Source organism: Pseudomonas fluorescens (assembly GCF_004683905.1).
In the GTDB taxonomy this organism is placed as follows: Bacteria; Pseudomonadota; Gammaproteobacteria; order Pseudomonadales; family Pseudomonadaceae; genus Aquipseudomonas; species Aquipseudomonas putida_A.
This window is the reverse complement of record NZ_CP038438.1, coordinates 5,131,265-5,147,745: the sequence shown is the minus strand read 5'-3', so window position 1 is coordinate 5,147,745 and position 16,481 is coordinate 5,131,265. Positions and strand designations below refer to the sequence as shown.

Genomic DNA, 16,481 nt, shown 5'->3' with positions numbered 1-16,481 from the left:
GGCTTGCTCGCGAATGCGGTGTGTCAGTCAACCTATCTGCTGAATGATGCACCGCATTCGCGAGCAAGCCCGCTCCCACAGGGGTATTGCGGTGTTTTTAGACTGGGCTATCGAGGTTCAGGTGCAGGTTGTCGATCAACCGCGTGGTGCCGAGGAACGCCGCCACCAGAATCACCAGATCGCGGTCTTCTGCCGTCGCCGGACGCAAGGTCAGGGCATGACGGATTTCCAGGTAATCCGGACGCAGGCCGGCGGCTTCCAGCTGTTGCACCTGGGCTGCGATCAGCGCCGGAAAATCACGCTCGCCTTGTTTGATCGACTCGGCAATCGCGCTCAGGGTGCGATAGACCACCGGGGCCACGGCACGTTGATCTTCGCTGAGGAAGCCATTACGCGACGACAGCGCCAGGCCGTCGGCCGCACGCACGGTGGGTTCGCCGATGATCTGGATTGGCATGTTCAGGTCATGCACCAGCGCGCGGATCACCGCCAGCTGCTGGAAGTCCTTCTGGCCGAAGATCGCCAGATCCGGCTGAACCATGTTGAACAGCTTGCTGACCACCGTCGCCACGCCCTCGAAGTGCCCCGGACGGCTAGCGCCGCACAGGCCTTCGGACAGTTGCGGCACGCTGACCCGGGTCTGCCCGGCCATGCCGTCGGGGTACATCTCTTCGACGGTCGGGGCGAACAGCAAGTGGCAGCCGGCTTGCAGCAGCTTTTCCTGATCCGCCGCCAGGGTGCGCGGGTACTTGTCGAGGTCTTCGCCGGCGCCGAACTGCAGCGGGTTGACGAAAATGCTCGCGACCACGAAGTCCACGCGCTGGGTGGCTTTGGTGATCAGCGCGACATGGCCGCTGTGCAGGTTGCCCATGGTCGGCACGAAGCCGATGCGCTTGCCTTCACTGCGGGCGCGGGCCACGGCGGCGCGCAGTTCGCGTACGGTTTTAACGGTGTTCATGCAGAGAATCCGTGTTCGATCCCAGGGAACGTGACGCCTTTGACTTCATTAACATAAGCCTTCAATGCTGACTGGATGCTGTCTTGGCCGTTCATGAAGTTCTTCACGAATTTCGGCACGCGACCGGTGATCGACAGGCCGAGCATGTCGTGCAGCACCAGTACCTGGCCGTCGGTATCGCTACCGGCGCCGATGCCGATGACCGGAATCTTCACGGCCTGGCTGATTTCGGCGGCCAGTTCGCTCGGCACGCATTCGAGCAGCAGCATGGCTGCGCCAGCCTGTTCCAGCGAGATCGCGTCGGCACGCATCTGCCGCGCCTGGTTCTCGTTGCGGCCCTGCACTTTATAGCCGCCAAGAATGTTCACCGCTTGTGGGGTCAGGCCCATGTGCGCGCAGACCGGCACACCGCGCTCGGCCAGCAGGCGGATCGACTCCGCCAGCCACAGCGCACCTTCGACCTTGATCATGTGCGCGCCGGCCTGCATCAGCGTGGCGCTGTTGGTCAGGGTTTGTTCGATAGTGGCGTTGGCCATGAACGGCAGGTCGGCCAGGATCAGGGCGTCGGTGTTGCCGCGTTTGACGCACGCGGTGTGGTAGGCCATTTCTGCGATGGTCACCGGCAAGGTGCTGTCGTGCCCTTGCAGAACCATGCCGAGGGAGTCGCCCACCAGCAGCACTTCGACACCGGCCTCGTTGCAGGCGTGGGCGAAGGTCGCGTCATAGCAGGTCAGCATGGTGATCTTTTCACCTTTCTGCTTGAGGCTCTGGAGCGTGGTCAGGGTGATGGCTGGCATGTAAAAAATCCTCGTTCAGGCGCTCTGGAAACTACTGCGAGTAACGCGCGTGATTCTTCGTCTACTCAGGCGCACGCTCTTTTGTCGTGCTTATAAGGCCTGGATTGCGCCCGTATGTGCCGGGTTGGCGGCAGCGGGACGCCTATAGTCGTGAGGAGCCAAGCGGAAGTCAATTGCGTGTGTTACCGCATTGTTACGAGGGGAGTGTTACCGGCGTTACTGATGCGATTCAGCGGCGCGGCGGGGCTGATTGGCGGTTTTTTTGTCCGACAAAAAATCAGAATTGGAATACTCGATGTGGGAGCGGGCTTGCTCGCGAAAGCGCTGTGTCAGTTGACTGATTGAGTGACTGACACGACGCTTTCGCGAGCAAGCCCGCTCCCACAGGGGATTGTAATCAATCTGTCGGGAGGCGTTCCAAGCCTACGAACGGGCAGGCGGCGAGCAGATCGGACAGCGCGCGGCCATCGGCCAGGCGCAGATCCTCGGGAGCCAGTTCGGCCAGCGGATACAGAACGAACGCCCGTTCCTGAATCTGATAATGCGGGACTTTCAGGCGTGCCTCGTCGATAAGCCGATCGCCGAACAGCAGGATATCCAGATCCAGCGTACGCGGCCCCCAACGTTCCAGACGCTCGCGACCCTGATCGTTTTCGATCGCTTGCAGCGCATCGAGCAGATCGAGCGGCGCGAGATCACTGTCGAGGGCGGCGACCGCGTTGGTGTAACGCGGTTGCCCTGGCAGCAGTGAATCGCTCTGATAGAACGCCGAAACACCAGCAAGGGAAGTCTGCGGCAATTGCCCCAGCGCGTTGAGCGCGCTGCGCAATTGTTCGGCCGGGTCAGCGAGGTTGCTGCCCAGGCCGATATAGATGCGTTCCATGCCTTATTCGCCCGAGGCGCTCGGAGCTCCGGCGCGCTTGCGCTTGGAACCGCTGCTGCGGCGACGTTTGCGCGGCGCGCCGCTGGCGTCATCACCCTTGCCGCTGAGTTCGCGAATCATCTCGCGACGCTCGCTGTCGTTGGCGTCCTGATAATCCGTCCACCATTCGCCCAGGCCATCGGTCTGCTCGCCAGCGCTTTCACGCAGCAGCAGGAAGTCGTAACCGGCGCGGAAGCGTGGATTGTCCAGCAGCAGGTCGGCGCGTTTGCCGCTGCGGCGTGGCAAGCGTTCCTGCATGTCCCAGATTTCGCGGATCGGCATGGTGAAGCGCTTTGGAATGGCGATGCGCTGGCACTGCTCGGCGATCAGCTCGTGCGCACCTTCCTGCATCGCCGGAATCGGCGGCATGCCACGCTCTTGCAGACGCAACACGCGGGCCGGCAGGGCAGGCCAGAGCAGGGCGGCAAACAGGAACGCCGGGGTCACCGGTTTGTTCTGCTTGATGCGCAGGTCGGTGTTGGTCAGCGCTTCGCTGATCAGCGTGTGGGTGTATTCCGGGTTGTGCTCCAGTGCGTCGGCACTGGCCGGGAACAGCGGGGCGAACAGTTGCAGATCGACCAGCATCTCGAACGTGATCGCGCCATGGCCGGAGAGGAACAGCTTGAGCACTTCCTCGAACAGGCGGGCCGACGGGATCTCGCGCAGCATCGGCGCCAGTTCGCGGATCGGCTGCACGGTGTGTTTTTCGATGCCGAAATTCAGCTTGGCGGCGAAACGCACGGCACGCAGCATGCGCACCGGGTCTTCCTGGTAACGCTGCTTCGGATCGCCGATCAGGCGGATCAGGTGATTGCGGATGTCGTGTACACCGTTGGCGTAATCGAGAATGCGCTCGCTGACCGGATCGTAATACAGGGCGTTGATGGTGAAGTCGCGGCGTTGCGCGTCTTCTTCCAGGGTGCCGTAGACGTTGTCGCGCAGAATCCGCCCGCTCTCGTTGCGCGAAGACTGGTTGCTGTCCTCGTCGTCTTCATTGACCGGGTGATTGGCGCGGAAGGTCGCGACTTCAATGATTTCGCGACCGAAATGGATATGCACCAGTTTGAAGCGGCGACCGATGATCCGCGCATTGCGGAATTCGGCACGGACTTGCTCGGGGGTGGCGCTGGTGGCGACGTCGAAGTCCTTGGGCGTGATGCCCAACAGCATGTCACGCACGCAACCACCGACCAGATAGGCCTGGTAGCCGGCGCCCTGCAAGCGTTCGACGATATTGACCGCATAGCGGCTGAATTGCCCCTTCTGCAGCGAATGTTGGCCGCTGTTGAGCACTTCAGGGGTGCTGCGGATGTGTTGCGTACGACGCACGGGAGTTCGGAATGACTGGAACAGCTTCTTCAGCATGGGATGCACTGTTTGAAGGAATGTTCGGCCATACCAAAGAATGACCGCATGATGGGCGCAGATTCTAGCATTTAGTCGGGGGATGGTGTAGGACGCAGCGGATTTGCGCTGTAAGTCGCAGGCTAAAGGCTTTGGGGGCGGGTTTTTGCGGGGGGGAAGAAACTACAAGGGGAGCCGAAGCTCCCCCAGAAGTAGTTGCGTGCTCTTTTTATTATTGATTCGGGCTTCTTGTTTTTGTTGAGTGCCCTCGCCATGAAGCTTTTCCTTCATGACCCTCCCAATCGGGAGCCAAGAGCAAACGGATTGCTTTGGTCGCTGTGTTGCAGTGATCTTGCGATCCAACCAGTACAGGCTCTGTCTTAGGACAGTTTTTGTTGTTCTCGGCCTGGTCGTGGGGCTAGCCCCAAATACAACGCCTCTCCAAAAGAATCAGTTAGCTGCGCCTCTCGCCGTCTTGTTTTTATTGTGCGTGAGTCGATTCGTCTTATTTTTATTGTCTTGTGCATTGCTTGTTATTGTTCTTGTACCAAACATATAGCAGGTGCCGTGCCAACTTTTGCGAAGTCCAATAAAACAAGGGGTTAGGTCGATATAACGGTTTTCTCGGGGCGAAAAAAAGCCGGGGTTTCGTTACCGATAACCCCGGCTTCTGTTACGTGAAAGGACTGAGGTAACAGTTTTTTCACATCCTCAAGCGTTACCCGCACACTCGACAGGTAACGTTCAGCTCTCGCTGGCGACCCCGGTCTTGCGCCGTGGAATGCCCAGGCGCTGACGGCGTTCCCACAGGCACTTGCGGCTGACGCCCAGTTTGCGCGCCAGTTCGGTCTCGGTCATGTGGTCCTGATGCTCAAGAACGAAGTGCTGGAAGTAATCTTCCAGCGACAGGTCTTCGGTCGGCTCATGGCTGCTGTTGCTGGTGTTACCTGCGGTTTGCGCAGGCAAGCCGATGAACTCGTCGTCTTCCAGATCGCTCAACTCGATGTCGATGCCCAGCAAATCGGCAGAGATTTCCGGGCTTTCGCTCAGGATCACTGCGCGCTCGACTGCGTTTTCCAGCTCGCGCACGTTACCCGGCCAGGAATAGTGCCGGATGGCCTGTTCGGCGTCGGCGGCAAATTTCAGGTCGGTACGGTTGATGCGCGCACTCTGGCGAGCGAGGAACGCGGTGGCGATTTCGTTGACGTCGGCGCCACGTTCACGCAGGGCCGGCAATTTCAGGGCAATCACGTGCAGGCGGTAATACAGGTCTTCACGGAACTGGCCGATTTTCGCCAGGCTCTTGAGGTCGCGGTGGGTCGCGGCGATCAAGCGCACATCGACTTTTTGCGACTGCACCGAACCCACACGGCGAATCTCGCCTTCCTGCAGCACGCGCAGCAGGCGGGCCTGGGCTTCCAGCGGCAGTTCGCCGATCTCGTCGAGGAACAGCGTGCCGCCGTCCGCCGCTTCCACCAGACCGGCGCGACCGGCGCTGGCGCCAGTGAACGCGCCTTTTTCGTGGCCGAACAGTTCGGACTCGATCAGGCTTTCCGGGATGGCTGCGCAGTTCACCGAAATCATCGGTGCCTTGGCACGCTTGGACAGGTTGTGCAGGGCGCGGGCCACCAGCTCTTTACCGGTGCCGGACTCGCCCTGGATCAGGACATTGGAATCGGTCGGTGCGACCTTGCGGATCTTGCTGTACAGATCCTGCATCGGCGGGCACGAGCCAATGATGCCGATCTCGCCGTTGCTGTTGTCGACAGACGACTTGCCGCTGCCATTGGCTGCTTTGCCGGCAGGCACTTCGCCGGCGGCAGGCGCCGACTGGTGATCACGCAGGATTCGCGCGACCGCCTGAAGCATTTCATCGTGATCGAAAGGCTTGGCGATGTAGTCCACCGCGCCCATCTTCATCGAGTCGACCGCCGAGCGCAGGCTGGCGTAGCTGGTCATGATCAGCACCGGTTTGCCCTGGCCAAGCTTGATCAGCTCCGTGCCGGGGGCGCCAGGCAGGCGCAGGTCGCTGACGATCAGATCGAATGTGGGAATACTGAAGCGTTCTTGTGCTTCCTGCACAGAACCGGCTTCGCTGACCTGATACTGGTTACGTTCCAGCAGGCGGCGCAAGGCGGAGCGGATAATGGTTTCGTCTTCGACGATCAAAATGTGCGGCATTGATTCGATACTCTCGACGGTCTCAGTTCACAGCGGACGTCGCTTCGACATGACGCGGTAAGGTCACCCGGATACGGGTGCCGCGCTGGCTTTGTACATCAGCCGGGCTGTCGATGGTGATTTGTCCATAATGCTCTTCAACGATGGAATAGACCAGTGCAAGGCCCAGACCGGTACCTTCACCCGGATCCTTGGTGGTGAAGAAAGGTTCGAACAATCGGTCCATGATGTTCTGCGGAATACCACTGCCTTCGTCTTCGACGATCAGATCGACCGTGTGTTCGCCGGCTTCACTCTTGACCCGTACGGCACTGTGCGGCGGCGAGGCGTCGCGGGCATTGGAGAGCAGATTGATCAGCACCTGGGCGAGGCGCTGCGGATCGCCTTCGACCCAGTGATCGGGGTCGCACAGGTTGTAGAACTGCACTTCGAAGTTGCGCCGGTTCAGCGCCAGCAGGCCAATTGCATCCTGCGCGACTTCGGCCAGACAGACGGGTTCGTCGCTGTGCTGGTGGCTGCCGGCGTGGGCGAAGCTCATTAGCGACTGCACAATGCGCGACACGCGCTTGGTCTGTTCGAGAATCTGCCCGCTGATTTCCGTCAGTTCGCCATCTTCTTCACGCTCTTCGCGCAGGTTCTGCGCCAGACAGGCGATGCCGGTGATCGGGTTGCCGATTTCATGGGCCACACCCGCCGCCAGTCGGCCGATGCTCGCCAGACGCTCGGAGTGCACCAGTTTGTCTTCAAGCATTTGGGTTTCGGTCAGGTCTTCCACTAGCAGCACCAGGCCGCTGTTGCCCGGGGCCAACGGTTCATCGATCGCTGCTTTGTGCAGATTGAGCCAGCGGGTCTGGCCGTCGAGGGCCAGGTGCTGTTTGTGCAAATGTTCATCGGGCAGGTTGATGAAGCCTTGCAGCAATTGCTTCCACGGATTGGCGATGGTGCTCAGGCGCGAACCCACCACCCGTTGCGCAGCGATGCCGGTGAGTTCTTCCATGGCCTTGTTCCACATCAGGATCTCTTGATCCTTGGCCAGCGAGCAGACGCCCATTGGCAGTTCCTGCAGGGTCTGGCGGTGGTAGCGGCGCAAGGCGTCAAGCTCGGCGGCCAGCCCGGTGAGGCGCGAGTGGTAGTCCTCGAGGCGGCTTTCGATGAAGTGGATGTCTTCGGTTACGTAGTTCTCGCCGCCAGCCTTGTACGGCAGGAAGGTTTCGACCATGTCCTGCGCCACGCTCGGGCCCATCAGGCCGGAGAGGTTGGCTTCGATGCGGTCGCGCAAGCGGCGCAAGGCATAAGGACGGCGTTCGTCGAACGGCAGATAGAGGTCGCGCAGGGCCTGCTCGACTTCTTTCTGCGCCGCCTTGGCGCCTAGCGGTTTGGCCAGTTGCGTGGCGAACTCCTGGGGCGAAGCGGCATGCAGTTCGCGGCGTTGCGGGCGACGCACGTTATCCACCGCGCAGGCTTCGGCGGCGCTGGCTTCTTCGGGGCTGGCGTTGGTGAACAGCGAGATCAGGGTGAACATCAGCACGTTGGCCGCCAGCGAGGCGATCGCCGCCATGTGCCAGCTGGTGTCGTCCAGCACGTAGATCATGTTCAGCAGTGGAATGTAGAAACCCTGCAGGTTGCCGACCAGCGGCAACAGCATGGTCACCACCCACACCAGTATCCCCGCCAGCAAGCCGGCGATAAAGCCGCGACGGTTGGCGGTCGGCCAGTACAGCACCGAGAGCACGCCGGGCAGGAATTGCAAGGTTGCAACGAAGGCGACGATGCCGAGGTTGGCCAGGTCCTGTCCGGCGCCGAGCATCAGGTAAAAGCAGAAACCGGCCATGATGATCGCAACGATCAGCGCCCGGCGGGTCCACTTCAGCCAGCGATAGATATTGCCTTCGGCCGGCGGCTGATAGAGCGGCAGCACCAGATGGTTCAGCGCCATGCCCGACAGTGCCAGGGTGGTGACAATGATCAAGCCACTGGCCGCTGACAATCCGCCGACGTACGCCAGCAAGGCCAGCGGTTTGCTGTTGGCGGCAATGCCGATGCCGAGGGTGAAGTATTCCGGATCGGTGGTGGCGCCGAGCTTCAGGCCGGCCCAGAGAATCAACGGCACCGCCAGACTCATCAGCAACAGGAACAGCGGCAGGCCCCAACTGGCACTGACCAGCGAGCGCGGGTTGAGGTTTTCGGTGAAGGTCATGTGGTACATGTGCGGCATCACGATCGCCGAGGCGAAAAACACCAGCAACAGCGTGCGCCACGGCCCTTCCTGCAGCGGCGTGTGCAACGCGGCGAGGGCGGTCTGGTTTTGCAGCAGCCACAGTTCAAGCTGTTGCGGGCCGTCGAACACGCCGTACAGCGCATAGAGGCCGACGCCGCCGAGGGCTATCAGTTTGATCACCGATTCGAAGGCAATCGCGAACACCAGCCCTTCGTGTTTCTCGCGGGTGGCGATATGCCGGGAGCCGAAGAAGATCGTGAACAGAATGATCAGCGCACAGAACGCCAGCGCGACGCGGCTCTGGATCGGCTCGCCGGTGAGGATGCCGATGGAGTCGGCCACCGCCTGAATCTGCAACGCCAGCAGCGGCAGTACGCCGATCAGCATGAAGATCGTGGTCAGTGCGCCGGCCCAGGTACTGCGGAAGCGGAAGGCGAACAGATCCGCCAGCGACGACAGTTGATAGGTGCGGGTGATTTTCAGGATCGGATACAGCAGCACCGGCGCCAGCAGAAACGCGCCGGACACCCCGAGGTAACTGGAGAGAAAGCCGTAGCCGTACTGATAGGCCAGGCCCACGGTGCCGTAAAACGCCCACGCACTGGCGTAGACCCCCAGCGACAGGGTGTAGGTCAGCGGGTGGCGAATGATCGCTCGCGGGATCATGCCCCGTTCGCTGATCCAGGCGACGCCGAACAGCACCGTCAGGTACGCGGCGCTGACCAGGATCATCTGGGTCAGGCTAAAGCTCATCGGCATCTTTTTGGCTCTGCAGGATGAAGGTCACGACAATCAGGATCAACCAGAGCAGATACGGCCGATACCAGGCGCCCGTGGCGTCGATCCACCAATCCATGATGGCTGGCGAAAACAGATAGATTCCCACGACCAGAAGCAGGACCAAGCGATAGATGTACATCCCGGCCTCTCTTTTTTATGCGCGTGCCCGAAAACGTGCGGCGATGGTAACGGATGGGCGCGCCACTGCAAGTGTCGTCATTGCAGTTGCGCTTCGGGCAGGGTCAGTGTGCGCGGGATCTTTGTCGCATCCCAGTGGGCTGCGCCCCATTTGAGCAATTCCTCGGGTGTGGCATGGGCCAGTTCGGCACCGGGGTTTTGTCCCAGCGCTCGCAGGGCCCGCAGCAGCAAAGGAGTGGCCTGATCCGCCTCAAGCGGCGGCGAACGGTAGGATTTGCCGAGTTTGTTGCCGTCCGGCTGCGTGATCAATGGCAAGTGCAGATAGCGCGGCTGACGCAGGCCCAACAGTTCTTGCAGGTAGAGCTGGCGCGGCGTGGAATCGAGCAGGTCGGCACCGCGTACGATGTCGGTGATGCCTTGCCAGGCGTCATCCAGCACCACGGCCAGTTGATAGGCGTAGAGGCCGTCGCGGCGGCGAATCACGAAATCGCCGACGTCGCGCCCCAGATGCTGGCGGAACTCGCCCTGCACGCGGTCGATGAAGTGGTATTCCAGTTCCGGCACGCGCAGGCGGATCGCCGCGTCTTGCTGCTCATGGCCGGCATTGCGGCACAAGCCCGGGTAAATGCCGTGATACGGCTCCAGCTGCTTGCGCGAACAGGTGCAGGCGTAGGCCAGGCCGTGATTGAACAGACTGTTGAGGACTTCGGCGTAGGCGTCGTGCCGGTCACTCTGGCGCACCATTTCGCCGTCCCATTCGAAACCGTAGCTTTCCAGCGCCTTGAGAATCGCCGCCTGCGCGCCGGGCTCTTCCCGGGGCGGATCGAGATCTTCCATGCGCACCAGCCAGCGCCCGCCGACCGCGCGCGCGTCGAGGTAAGAGGCGAGGGCGGCAACCAGCGAGCCGAAGTGCAGGTGGCCACTGGGGGTGGGGGCGAAGCGGCCGATGTAGGCGGGGGCGGTTTTGGCAGTCATTTGGACAATATAACTTTTCAGGATTCGCGCAGATTACCCCTGTGGGAGCGGGCTTGCTCGCGAAAGCGTCGGCTCAGACATCTTTGATGTTGAATGACACACCGAATTCGGGAGCAAGCCCCCTCCCACCAAAAGCGCAAACAGGGCAAAAGGTAGAAACATTACCCCTGTGGGAGCGGGCTTGCTCGCGAAAGCGTCAGTTCAGACAACCTGGATGTTGAATGGCCGGCCGCATTCGGGAGCAAGCCCCCTCCCACAAAAGCAAGGCAAAAGGGCAAAGGCAAAAGGCAGAAACAAAAACGGAGCGTTCGCACGCTCCGTTTTTCGTTCAGGTCGAGATTACTTGCCGACCTGCTTTTCCTTGATTTCAGCGAGGTTCTTGCAGTCGACGCACATGTCGGCGGTAGGACGGGCTTCGAGGCGCTTGACGCCGATCTCGATGCCGCAGGAATCGCACCAACCGTATTCACCGTCTTCGATCAACTGCAGTGTCTTGTCGATCTTCTTGATCAGCTTGCGCTCGCGATCACGGGCGCGCAGTTCGAGGGCGAACTCTTCTTCCTGACTGGCACGGTCGGCCGGGTCGGGGAAGTTGGCTGCTTCGTCCTTCATGTGATCAACAGTGCGGTCGACTTCCTGCATCAAGTCCAGTTTCCACTTGGTCAGGATCTTGGTGAAGTGCGCGCGCATGGGCTTGCCCATGTACTCTTCGTCTTTGGCCTGAACATAGGGTTCGAAGCCACTGATCGCCGTTTGCTGCTGTTGCTTTGCTTGGGTGGGCATGAAATGGACCGCCTCTACTCTTGTAATCCATTGCGCAGGATTGCTCCATCACCGACACCTGCCGGCCCTGCGGCTGCAAGCGGGCGAACTTACCAGATCAATTCGGCCCGCGCTACTCCCGGATGTCGAGGCCCCGGCGGGTGGCGCTTGCAGATGTTTGGCAAGCCGTGTCTGGCGCTGTTGAAAGCCTGTTCAATCACTGATTTTAGTCAATCCTGGAGCGTACGCTCATATCGTTACAGTCCAGCGTTCTTGAGGCTGTGACCGCGATGGGTTCTCGCTCGTTCCGGCAGATGGGTAGAATCGTCTCTTTTTCCCCGTCGAAGGAAAACCAATGGCTCAGCCTTACAGTGCGCGCAGTCGTGCGATCGAACCGTTCCATGTGATGGCGCTGCTGGCGCGGGCCAACGAACTGCAGGCCGAAGGTCACGACGTGATCCACCTGGAAATCGGCGAGCCGGACTTCACCACGGCCGAGCCGATCATCCGTGCCGGGCAGGCTGCGCTGACGGCGGGCAAGACCCGCTACACCGCCGCGCGCGGAATTCCCGAGCTGCGCGAGGCGATTTCCGGGTTCTATCAATCGCGTTACGGCCTGAACATTGATCCGCGGCGGATCCTGATCACGCCGGGTGGCTCCGGTGCGCTATTGCTGGCCAGTGCCTTGCTGGTCGATCCGGGCAAACACTGGCTGCTGGCGGATCCGGGCTACCCGTGCAACCGGCACTTTCTGCGACTGGTCGAAGGCGCGGCGCAACTGGTGCCGGTCGGGCCGGAGGTGCGTTACCAACTGACCCCGGATCTGGTGGCGCGGCATTGGGATCACGACAGCGTTGGTGCGTTGGTGGCATCGCCAGCCAACCCCACCGGTACCATCCTGACCCGCGATGAACTGGCCGGGTTATCCACCGCGATCAAGGCGCGGCACGGGCATCTGGTGGTGGACGAAATCTACCACGGCCTGACTTATGGCACCGATGCCGCCAGCGTGCTGGAAGTGGATGACAGTGCCTTTGTCCTCAATAGTTTCTCCAAATATTTCGGCATGACCGGTTGGCGGCTCGGCTGGCTGGTGGCGCCGGATGCGGCCGTCAGTGAGCTGGAAAAACTCGCACAAAACCTCTACATCAGCGCCCCGAGCATGGCGCAGTACGCCGCTTTGGCCTGCTTCGAGCCGGACACCATCAGCATTCTCGAAGAGCGCCGCGCCGAATTTGGCCGCCGCCGCGACTTCCTGCTGCCGGCGTTGCGCGAATTGGGTTTCAATATCGCCGTCGAGCCTGAAGGTGCGTTCTACTTGTATGCAGATATCAGTCAGTTCGGCGGTGATGCCTTCGCGTTCTGTCGACATTTCCTAGAAACCGAGCATGTTGCCTTTACTCCAGGGCTGGACTTCGGGCGTTATCAGGCCAGTCACCATGTGCGTTTTGCTTACACGCAAAACCTCCCTCGCTTACAGGAAGCGGTGGAACGTATCGCTCGCGGTTTGAAGAGCTGGCAAGGCTGATGCGCTTTTATCCGGCTCTGGAAGAGGCGCGGCTGATTCGTCGCTACAAACGTTTTCTGGCGGACGTTGAAACGGTCAATGGCGAGTTGTTGACCCTGCACTGCCCGAACACCGGCTCGATGCTCAACTGCCAGGTCGAAGGCGGGCAAGTGTGGTTCAGTCGCTCAAACGACCCGAAGCGCAAACTGCCCGGCACTTGGGAAATCGGGGAAACACCGCAGGGTCGACTGTTCTGCGTGAACACCGGCCGCGCCAACGCCCTCGTTGAAGAGGCGCTGCAGGCCGGTGTCATCAGCGAGTTGAACGGCTTCACGGCGCTTAAACGCGAAGTGGCATACGGTCAGGAAAAAAGCCGTATCGATTTCCGCCTTGAATACCCGAGCGGGCCGGCTTATGTGGAAGTGAAGAGTGTCACTTTGGGGTTCGACGGGACGAATGTCGCGGCCTTTCCCGACGCAGTTACCCAGCGCGGCGCCAAGCATCTGCGTGAGCTGGCGCATCTGGCCCGTGACGGTATTCGTGCGGTGCAGTTGTATTGCGTCAATCTCAGCGGGATTGAAGCGGTGCGACCGGCCGAAGAAATCGATTCGGCGTACGCGGATGCCCTGCGTGAAGCGGTGGCGTGCGGGGTCGAGGTGTTGGCCTACGGTGTGCGCTTGAACCACGAAGAGATGGTGATCGACCGGCGGCTGGACGTTTTGCTCAGCGGTTAAACATCTATCCACAGCCCCTGTGCGTCTTCGCGGCAGGGGATGGCGGTCAGGGATTGCCCGGCGCAGGGCCCGGCGACGCATTCGCCGTCCTCGATCAGAAACAGTGCGCCGTGGGTGGCGCACTGGATCAGGCTGTTGCTCGGGTCGAGAAACTGGTCGGGGTGCCATTCCAGACCGACGCCGCGATGCGGGCAACGGTTGAGATAAACATAGGCCTGACCATTGCGGCGCACGGCAAACAGTTTGTTGCCGTCGATGTCGAAACCGCGGCTGCCGGCCTCAGCGAGATCGGCGCCGGCGCACAAAAACTTCATGGCTATCCTCAAATGTCTGCTCGTTTCAGGAAATGTCCGAGCTTGACGTTTAAATGCAAACAATTATCAAATGGCCGCCTTCGCCCACTGCGCGCAACCGCCGTCAAGGATACTTGGCCCGCAGGTTCGCTGCCCGGGAAAACTTTTCAAGGAAAGCTGCGTATGCGCCTGATTACCCGCGTTGCCGTGCTGTGTGTCGGACTGCTCGCCAGCCTTCAGGCGACAGCTGCCGATTTGCCACAACGTTGGGTCAGTGCCGGTGGCGCGCTATCGGAGTGGGTGAGCGTGTTGGGCGGCGAATCTAAACTGGTCGGCGTCGACACCACCAGCCAGCATCCGCAATCGCTGAAGAAGCTGCCCAGCATCGGCTATCAACGCAGTCTCTCGGCAGAAGGCATTCTCAGTCTGCGCCCGGACATCCTCATTGGCACCGAAGAAATGGGCCCGCCACCGGTTATCGCTCAAGTGAAAAATGCCAAGGTACATGTCGAACTGTTCTCGGCGCAGCCGGATCTGCCGAACCTGGAAAAAAACATCACGCATCTCGGGCAGTTGCTCGGCGCGCAAGCCCAGGCGGCGCAGTTGCTGGAAAGTTATCAACAGCAGCTAACCGCGCAGAAAGCCCGAGTCGCCGAGTTGCAGACCAAACATAAAGCGCCCGGTGTGCTGGTGCTGATCGGGCATGCCGGCGGCAAGCCATTGATTGCCGGCAAGGACACTGCCGCCGACTGGCTGCTGCAACGGGCCGGCGGACATAACCTGGCGACGCATACCGGTTACAAACCGTTCTCCGTGGAGTCGCTGGCCGGGCTCGATCCTGAGGTGCTGGTGTTTGCTGATCGCGCGTTGAGCGGCGAGGCGGCGAAAGCCGCGCTGTTCAAGGAAAACCCCATTCTCAATTCAAGTCGTGCGGCCAAGGCCGGGCGGGTGCTGGAGCTGGATCCGACGCTGCTGGTCGGCGGGCTCGGGCCGCGTTTACCGGCGGCACTGAAGGATTTGTCTGACGGCTTCTACCCGACCGCGAGCGGCCAATGACCGTATTGGTCAAACCACGAAGCCTGTTTATCGGCCTGGCGCTTCTGTGTTTGCTGGCCATCTGGCTGTCGTTGGCGTTGGGGCCGGTGAGTCTGCCGCTGTTCGATACGTTACGCGCGGCTCTGCGCATGCTCGGCGTGCCGCTGGCGCCGGATGGGCTGGAGCAGGCTGAGCTGATCCTCGGGCAGATCCGTCTGCCGCGCACCTTGCTCGGTCTGGCCGTCGGCGGTGTGCTGGCACTGTCGGGTGTGGCGATGCAGGGCTTGTTTCGCAATCCGCTGGCCGATCCCGGGTTGGTCGGGGTTTCCAGTGGGGCAGCGCTGGGTGCGGCGGTGGCGATTGTCGGCGGGTCATTTTTTGGCGGTTTGCCGGAGTGGTTCGGGCCGTACCTGTTGTCGGCGTGCGCGTTTCTCGGTGGACTGGGGGTGACGGCGCTGGTCTATCGGCTCGGTCGGCGCAACGGCCAGACTAACGTCGCGACCATGCTGCTGGCCGGGATCGCCCTGACGGCATTGGCAAGCTCGGCGGTGGGGCTGTTCACCTATCTGGCGGATGACGCGACTTTGCGTACGCTGACTTTCTGGAATCTGGGCAGCCTCAATGGCGCCAGTTACGCGCGTTTGTGGCCGTTGCTGATTATCAGCACTGGCGTCGCGCTGTGGTTGCCGCGGCGTGCCAAGGCGCTGAATGCGTTGCTGCTCGGGGAGTCCGAAGCCGGGCACCTGGGGATTGATGTCGAACGGCTCAAACGTGAATTGGTGTTCTGCACGGCGTTGGGTGTTGGCGCGGCGGTAGCGGCAGCCGGGATGATCGGTTTCGTCGGGCTGGTGGTGCCCCATCTGGTGCGTTTATTGGCCGGGCCCGATCACCGGGTGTTGCTGCCAGCGTCGGTACTGGCGGGTGCGAGCCTGTTGTTGCTGGCGGATCTGGTGGCGCGGCTGGCGCTGGCGCCGGCGGAGTTGCCGATCGGTATCGTCACGGCGTTTATCGGCGCGCCGTTCTTCCTCTACCTGTTGCTGCGAGGTCGTGCCTGATGCTGCGTGCGCACAATCTGCACATCCGTCGCGGACGCAAGACCGTCCTCAGCGACGTCACCCTGCAGCTTGAACCCGGTGAGGTGTTGGGTGTGCTCGGACCGAACGGTGCCGGCAAAAGCACCTTGCTCGGTACCTTGTGCGGTGAGCTGACGGCCAGTGACGGTGAGGTGTTGCTCGACGACAAGGTGCTGAGTCACTGGACAGGTACGCAACGCGCTCAGCGCCTGGCGGTGTTGCCGCAGGTGTCGACGCTGGATTTTGCCTTTCGCGTGGAAGAAGTGGTCGGCATGGGCCGTCTGCCTTATCAGAGCGGTCGGGCGCGCGACGACGAGATCGTTGCGGCAGCGCTGGCCGCTGCGGATGCCGGGCATCTGAGCGGGCGCAGTTATCTGGCGTTGTCGGGTGGCGAGCGCCAGCGTGTCCATCTGGCGCGGGTGCTGGCGCAGCTATGGCCAGGGCAGGCCGGACAAACCCTGTTGCTGGATGAGCCGACCTCGATGCTCGATCCCTTGCATCAACACACCACGTTGCAGGCGGTGCGCGAGTTTGCCGATCGTGGCGCGGCGGTGCTGGTCATCCTGCATGATCTGAATCTCGCGGCGCGCTATTGTGATCGGGTGTTGCTGCTCGAAGGCGGGCGCCCGGTGGCGCTGGATACGCCGCAGCAAGTCTTGCGACCGGATACGCTCAAGGCCGTGTTCGGCCTTGAGGTTTTGGTGCAACCGCACCCGGAGCGCGGGCATCCGCTGATCATCGCCCGCTGATTTCTCATCGAGGTG

Annotated in this window: 15 protein-coding genes; 5 read left to right on the top strand and 10 right to left on the bottom strand. The window is 61.3% G+C overall.

Annotated elements, in window-relative coordinates; all coding sequences use genetic code 11:
* Nucleotides 1-97: 97 nt before the first annotated feature.
* The 9 genes from panC to dksA form a co-directional block, all read right to left on the bottom strand.
* The gene (panC, locus tag E4T63_RS23715; protein WP_135296580.1) at nt 98-958 is read right to left on the bottom strand and encodes a pantoate--beta-alanine ligase; all 861 of its coding nucleotides are present in this window, start codon (nt 956-958) and stop codon (nt 98-100) included.
* Entirely contained in the window at nt 955-1,755 is an 801-nt protein-coding gene (gene panB / locus E4T63_RS23710) for a 3-methyl-2-oxobutanoate hydroxymethyltransferase (protein ID WP_135296579.1), read from the bottom strand. The genes panC and panB overlap by 4 nt, the downstream gene beginning before the upstream one ends.
* A gap of 397 nt (nt 1,756-2,152) precedes the next feature.
* On the bottom strand, nt 2,153-2,638 hold the full coding sequence (gene folK, locus E4T63_RS23705) for a 2-amino-4-hydroxy-6-hydroxymethyldihydropteridine diphosphokinase (protein ID WP_135296578.1): 486 nt from the start codon (nt 2,636-2,638) through the stop codon (nt 2,153-2,155).
* Nucleotides 2,639-2,641: 3 nt separating this feature from the next.
* Complete coding sequence (locus E4T63_RS23700) at nt 2,642-4,042, bottom strand: polynucleotide adenylyltransferase PcnB (protein WP_007963895.1); 1,401 nt, start codon at nt 4,040-4,042, stop codon at nt 2,642-2,644.
* Between the two features lie 723 nt (nt 4,043-4,765).
* Complete coding sequence (locus E4T63_RS23695; protein ID WP_135296577.1) at nt 4,766-6,202, bottom strand: sigma-54-dependent transcriptional regulator; 1,437 nt, start codon at nt 6,200-6,202, stop codon at nt 4,766-4,768.
* Nucleotides 6,203-6,224: 22 nt separating this feature from the next.
* Nucleotides 6,225-9,179: a sensor histidine kinase gene (locus tag E4T63_RS23690; protein ID WP_027614096.1), complete on the bottom strand. Its 2,955-nt coding sequence runs from the start codon at nt 9,177-9,179 to the stop codon at nt 6,225-6,227.
* Entirely contained in the window at nt 9,163-9,339 is a 177-nt protein-coding gene (locus tag E4T63_RS23685; protein WP_003176118.1) for a hypothetical protein, read from the bottom strand. The genes E4T63_RS23690 and E4T63_RS23685 overlap by 17 nt, the downstream gene beginning before the upstream one ends.
* Before the next feature lie 77 nt (nt 9,340-9,416).
* Entirely contained in the window at nt 9,417-10,313 is an 897-nt protein-coding gene (gluQRS, locus tag E4T63_RS23680) for a tRNA glutamyl-Q(34) synthetase GluQRS (protein WP_098965640.1), read from the bottom strand.
* Nucleotides 10,314-10,652: 339 nt separating this feature from the next.
* Nucleotides 10,653-11,096, bottom strand: a complete 444-nt coding sequence (dksA, locus tag E4T63_RS23675; RefSeq protein ID WP_007909922.1) for an RNA polymerase-binding protein DksA — start codon at nt 11,094-11,096, stop codon at nt 10,653-10,655.
* 334 nt (nt 11,097-11,430) lie between these two features.
* Here dksA and E4T63_RS23670 point away from each other — a divergent pair, with 334 nt between their 5' ends.
* Together E4T63_RS23670 and sfsA are read left to right on the top strand one after the other, a co-directional pair.
* Nucleotides 11,431-12,603, top strand: coding sequence for a pyridoxal phosphate-dependent aminotransferase (locus E4T63_RS23670; RefSeq protein WP_135296576.1), 1,173 nt, complete (start codon nt 11,431-11,433; stop codon nt 12,601-12,603).
* On the top strand, nt 12,603-13,316 hold the full coding sequence (gene sfsA, locus E4T63_RS23665; protein WP_135296575.1) for a DNA/RNA nuclease SfsA: 714 nt from the start codon (nt 12,603-12,605) through the stop codon (nt 13,314-13,316). Before E4T63_RS23670 ends, sfsA begins: the two co-directional genes overlap by 1 nt.
* Here the strand turns inward: sfsA and E4T63_RS23660 are convergent.
* Entirely contained in the window at nt 13,313-13,630 is a 318-nt protein-coding gene (locus tag E4T63_RS23660; protein WP_027614091.1) for a Rieske (2Fe-2S) protein, read from the bottom strand. The two genes, sfsA and E4T63_RS23660, sit on opposite strands and share 4 nt — an antisense overlap.
* 162 nt (nt 13,631-13,792) lie before the next feature.
* On the opposite strand from E4T63_RS23660, the gene E4T63_RS23655 reads away from it, so the two are divergent.
* Genes E4T63_RS23655 through E4T63_RS23645 form a run of 3 tightly spaced genes read left to right on the top strand, consistent with a single transcriptional unit; the run spans nt 13,793 to nt 16,466 of the window.
* Nucleotides 13,793-14,665: a heme/hemin ABC transporter substrate-binding protein gene (locus E4T63_RS23655; protein ID WP_135296574.1), complete on the top strand. Its 873-nt coding sequence runs from the start codon at nt 13,793-13,795 to the stop codon at nt 14,663-14,665.
* Between the two features lie 50 nt (nt 14,666-14,715).
* Nucleotides 14,716-15,699 carry a FecCD family ABC transporter permease gene (locus tag E4T63_RS23650; protein WP_209318241.1) on the top strand — a complete coding sequence of 328 codons (984 nt, stop codon included), beginning with the start codon at nt 14,716-14,718 and terminating at the stop codon, nt 15,697-15,699.
* Nucleotides 15,699-16,466, top strand: a complete 768-nt coding sequence (locus E4T63_RS23645; protein WP_135296572.1) for a heme ABC transporter ATP-binding protein — start codon at nt 15,699-15,701, stop codon at nt 16,464-16,466. Before E4T63_RS23650 ends, E4T63_RS23645 begins: the two co-directional genes overlap by 1 nt.
* Nucleotides 16,467-16,481: the final 15 nt, after the last annotated feature.